Here is a 4,477-nt window from a genome sequence, read left to right as displayed (position 1 = left end):
GCGAACGCCGAACACAAGCAGTGGCGCCCCCTCCAGCGCTACCTCGGCCGCCGCGAGTACTACGACCAGACCCACCTCGCCATCGCCGGCCTGGTGTCCGACCGCAGCGCCGAGAGGTGACCACCCCCAAGCCGAACCGCCAGGCCAGCACCCCCCACCCTCAATCGCGCACCACGTCGTAACTCCTTCGCGATCGCCGCGGTCTTCTCACCACGCGCGAACTGCGCCGCGGCCTCCAGCCGGACCTGTTCACGAAACGCCCGCCGCTCAGCGGTCAGGCCCCCACCCTGCGCATACCGCATAGCAACGGCATACCGCAGGGATCACCACCCGTCACCACCCGACGCCCACCCGAAAACCTCAGTAACTGCCGTGTCCCAGCTCCCGGATACCCGAACCTGCGCTTCCTCCTCGGCAGCAGCGGCTCGGTCCGCGCCCACAGCCTGCCGAGGCCTCGGTCGTCATCGTGCACACTGTTGTGGCGGGGCCCCGCGCGTCCGGCAGCCAGTCACTGCTGCAATGACCCGGCCCTGCGCGGTTCCGGTCCCTCGCCGTGAGCGAAGGAACAGCCGCACTGTCTCGTGCGAGCGGGCCATGAGGGCTGCCGCTGCGGAATATTTTTCCGATTGTTGCGAACCCCTGTCACAAGCAGATTCGCTGTCCTGTCTCTTGTGTGAAGACCAAAGAGACCGGTGGCGGTGAGCGGCTCATCGCAGGATGCGCGCCGCGCATGAAACATCCGAGAGGAATCCGTTATGAAGGTTGTAGTGATCGGTGGAACCGGGCTCATCGGCTCGAAGCTGGTCGGCAAGCTCAACGAGCACGGGCACGAGGCGGTCCCGGCCGCGCCCAACACCGGCGTCAACACTCTGACGGGCGAGGGTCTGGCCGAGGTTCTGAAGGGCGCGTCGGTCGTGGTCGACGTGTCTAACTCCCCCTCGTTCGAGGACGAGGCCGTCATGGAATTCTTCCGCACCTCCACGACCAACCTCCTGAAGGCTGAGGCCGAGGCCGGCGTGACGCACCACGTGGCGCTGTCCGTGGTCGGCACCGAGCGCCTCCAGGAGAGCGGGTACTTCCGCGCCAAGCAGGCCCAGGAAGAGCTGATCAAGGAGTCCGGGATTGCGTACTCCATCGTCCACGCCACGCAGTTCTTCGAGTTCATGAAGGGGATCGCCGACGCGGCCACCGAGGGCGACACCGTGCGTCTGGCCCCCGTCAAGTTCCGGCCCATCTACTCCGACGACGTGGCCGCGGCCGTCGGCCGCACCGCGGTCGGTGCCCCGGTCAACGGCGTGGTGGAGGTCGCGGGCCCCGACGAGTTCCAGCTCGACGAGCTCATCCGTAAGGGGCTCGCCGCCAAGAACGACCCCCGCACGGTGGTCACGGACCCGCACGCCAGGTACTGGGGCGCCGAGCTGCAGGAGACGACGCTCGTGCCGGGTCCGGGCGCGCACATCGCCGAGACCAAGTTCGCCGACTGGCTCGCGCAGCAGCAGTAAGCCCTGAGGGTGGCCCCTGCCGGCAGGCGGGGGCCACCCCTGCACTCCGGTCTCAGCACGACGATCGGTTTAGTACTGCAACCGCATCTGGGGTGACGATCAGCCTCGGCCGTCGTTGATGTGACTGTGTGCTGATGAGCTGACGGCCGAACAGGTTGAGTCGTGGTCGCAGGGGATAGCCGGGCTGCATGCCCGGTTTGCCCACCGTTTGGGTGGAGTCGACATCGATGAACGCCATCTGGTCGGCCCCGGGCAGCAGCGGGGTATGCGCGGCCAACGCGGCGAGGAACCTCCGGTGCACGGCGTGGAGTTGGAGGGCATGGCCGTGGGTGAACGCGCGCAGGAAGGTGCCCAGGGTGGACGGGGCACGGATCCCGCCGAACACGGCCGGCATCGCACCGTGTCGCAGCACGTCCAGGTCGTCGATGCTGTCGGCCCCCGCGACCATCCCGGCCACGATGCTCGTGACCTTGGCGTCCGCCGACGCACCCGCGCCGTTCCTCGCCCCGGTCAGCCTCACTTTCCCGGCGACCAGCCGCGAAAGTCCGCACCGCTCGGCCAGCCGCATCACCGGGACCAGCCCGGCCTGCGCGATCAGATTCGGGTCATCGAACGCGGCGGAGATCGCCGCCGGGGCCGTCAGCATCGTCCGCAACTGATGGTCTGCGGGGGAGTGTCGGTTGAACGTCGTCGTCTGGGCCTGACTGTTGCTGGTCTCGGTGCCTCAGAGGTCTTCGTCGGCGGTGGGTTCGGGTTCGCGGGTGTAGGCGAGGTCGAGGACGTAGCGTTCGGTGGTGGGGCAGTTGTTCCAGGCTTGGATGAGCCAGTCGTCGGGGGAGTCGTCGGTGAGTTGGTCGAGGGTGGTGTTGTAGTAGTCGGCGGTTGCTTGGCGGTTGGTCCACCAGGCGTGGCCTTCGTAGACGCCGGGGCGGGGCAGGGTGATCTCGGCAGCGGGTCCGCGGTCGAGTTGGCCGATGACGAGGATGCCGGTTTCGGATTCGATGCTGACGCCGATGTGGGCTTCGGCGTCGGCGGGTGGGGCGGGTGGGGTGTCCCAGACGCGGAGGGTGACCTGGACGGGGATGTCGGGCTGCAGGCTCAGGATGTACAGTTGGTAGCCGTTTCCGGCTATCACCTGTTGCTCTGCGGCGTCCAGGGCGGCTTCGTCGCCGAGGTAGGCGTCGGCGTCGTAGATCTCCACGACGCGGCGGCCTGGGATGGCGGTGACGTTGTGCTCGGCGAGAAGCGCCATTGACCGGTGGCCTTTCTGCTAGTTGCTGATCTTCACGTAGAAGGGGTCGCCGTCCAGGACCCGGTTGAGGGTGTACATCTCATCGAGGCGGCCCGGCCAGAATGGTCCGGGCGTCTGGCATGTTCCGGGTGAGGGCGATGACGTCGTGACTCACAGATGAAGGCTTTCTCCGCAACAGCGACAGTGATCGAATGGGGTCTGCAGTTGAGACGCCGCCCTCACGCGCTGGCCCACGGCAGGACGGCGGGACCGCGTTGCCAGTACCACGGTCGGCCGCCCATGGCGGCGCCTGCTTCTTCCAACGCGGCGCAAAGAGCGCTGCCTTGATCCTCTACGGACAGTTCGCGGAATTGAGCATCCAGTGCGGAAACGGCAGCCTTGATCCGATCGGCCTCGGGGAACCCTTCCAGGATTACGTCGAGTTGATCCCTGATCCTCAGATCTTCCTGATACATTTCAGCCGAGTACCAGCCGTTCGGCGGCCAGTCGGAGCGCATCCGGATGCAGAGGCGCTCCCAGTTCACCAACAGGCCACGGACTTCTTCAAGTTCCCGACTGGTTCCCAACGGAACGACGGAATCGGTCGCCGGGGTCGGAATGCCGAAGGCCCGGACAACTTCTGGGAAGTGTGTCACGGGGACGTTCGGGAACCCGGTGATCGCAGATTCCGTGCCCTGGACCAAAAAGCCGGTCCCGTCGTCGTTTGAGTCGACTACGCGTGCCAAAGTGATCCCGCCCTCAGGCTGGGCTACCCTCCGGATCCAGGGAAGTTTACCGCCCCAAGCGAAGAACACTGGAGCGTTCAGCCCCTTCGACAGCAAGACGGCCAACTCCTCCTCGGACGGGCTCCGTTCCACTTCTTTCGCTTCGTAGACACTCAGCGACCAGGTCAAGTCCCCTTCGAGGCGTTCGTACTCGCAGGTGACCAGGGCGTCCCAGTTCCGGGTCTCCCAGTTGGCGCTGTCCGATACGTCGGTCTCGGAGATCTGAACCCCGAACGCGCCGGCAAGGATCCCGGGCATGACGTCGGGAACCGTGTCGGCAGGGGTCAGGAAACTGTACATCACGGGTAGTACTTCCTATACCGCTCGATGGCCTTTTCCACGGCTTGGGGATTCTCTCTGAACTGGGGCGCCTTACTGAGCACGACCTGAAGTTTACTCAGGTCACCGTTCGCTTTCATGATGTGCTTCAGTGCCGTGTACTCGACCCGATTCATCTCGACGAACCCCGGACCGTCCACCGGGAAGATCCGATCGTGAGGCTCAACGGCATATCGCCTGCCATTGACCTCATACCGTTGACTTTCAGGATCGAACTGCGCGCGGCCCGCGGCAATCTCCGCAATGTCCTGCCGTACCTTCTCCTTCGTCTCGGGAAGAATCACGGTGTTCTTGTCGTCCGGGACACCACCCTTGACTCCACTCAGATCGTGCCGGGAATTCGGGTACAACAGTGTCTTCCCTCTGGCCGGCCCCACGATGTCATCGTCGGCTTTCCACTCCTTTAGGGGAGCCGGTTGACGGTCGTGGGGCGATCCGCCGCCGTGCCCGGCAGGAGAGTGATGGCCCGCCCCGCCTCCGTCTGATGAAGTCGCATCAGAGGACGGGGATGAGGAGTGATGGCCGACCGTTCCTAGTCAGTGAGCAGGAGTGAGTCTTGTACCCAGTCCTGGTCAGCTGGCGCATCCCGAACGGTGGTGGATGCACTGGTCTCCCGCGTT

Annotated in this window: 4 protein-coding genes and 2 pseudogenes; 1 reads left to right on the top strand and 5 read right to left on the bottom strand. The window is 65.4% G+C overall.

Annotated elements, in window-relative coordinates:
* Positions 1 to 164 precede the first annotated feature (164 nt).
* A pseudogene (locus ACWDA7_RS50750) lies at positions 165 to 302 on the bottom strand (IS630 family transposase); the annotation flags it as partial.
* A gap of 453 nt (positions 303 to 755) precedes the next feature.
* Here ACWDA7_RS50750 and ACWDA7_RS50745 point away from each other — a divergent pair.
* Positions 756 to 1,502 carry an SDR family oxidoreductase gene (locus tag ACWDA7_RS50745; RefSeq protein ID WP_450614728.1) on the top strand — a complete coding sequence of 249 codons (747 nt, stop codon included), beginning with the start codon at positions 756 to 758 and terminating at the stop codon, positions 1,500 to 1,502.
* Positions 1,503 to 1,713: 211 nt separating this feature from the next.
* Here ACWDA7_RS50745 and ACWDA7_RS50740 read toward each other — a convergent pair.
* The 4 genes and pseudogenes from ACWDA7_RS50740 to ACWDA7_RS50725 form a co-directional block, all read right to left on the bottom strand.
* Positions 1,714 to 2,148: pseudogene (locus ACWDA7_RS50740) on the bottom strand (IS1380 family transposase); the annotation flags it as partial.
* Between the two features lie 78 nt (positions 2,149 to 2,226).
* Entirely contained in the window at positions 2,227 to 2,754 is a 528-nt protein-coding gene (locus ACWDA7_RS50735) for a hypothetical protein (protein ID WP_450614726.1), read from the bottom strand.
* 218 nt (positions 2,755 to 2,972) lie between these two features.
* Positions 2,973 to 3,821 carry a hypothetical protein gene (locus ACWDA7_RS50730; RefSeq protein WP_450614724.1) on the bottom strand — a complete coding sequence of 283 codons (849 nt, stop codon included), beginning with the start codon at positions 3,819 to 3,821 and terminating at the stop codon, positions 2,973 to 2,975.
* Positions 3,818 to 4,234, bottom strand: a complete 417-nt coding sequence (locus ACWDA7_RS50725; protein ID WP_450614722.1) for a hypothetical protein — start codon at positions 4,232 to 4,234, stop codon at positions 3,818 to 3,820. Before ACWDA7_RS50725 ends, ACWDA7_RS50730 begins: the two co-directional genes overlap by 4 nt.
* Between the last annotated feature and the right edge of the window lie 243 nt (positions 4,235 to 4,477).

It is taken from the genome of Streptomyces sp. NPDC001156 (genome assembly GCF_053598275.1).
This window is presented reverse-complemented; position numbering and strand designations above follow the sequence as displayed.

Bases quoted from the DNA above. Each gene is read 5' to 3' on its own strand.
- ACWDA7_RS50745 (WP_450614728.1), top strand. From the start codon at position 756: ATGAAGGTTGTAGTGATCGGTGGAACCGGGCTCATCGGCTCGAAGCTG.
- ACWDA7_RS50735 (WP_450614726.1), bottom strand. From the start codon at position 2,754: ATGGCGCTTCTCGCCGAGCACAACGTCACCGCCATCCCAGGCCGCCGC.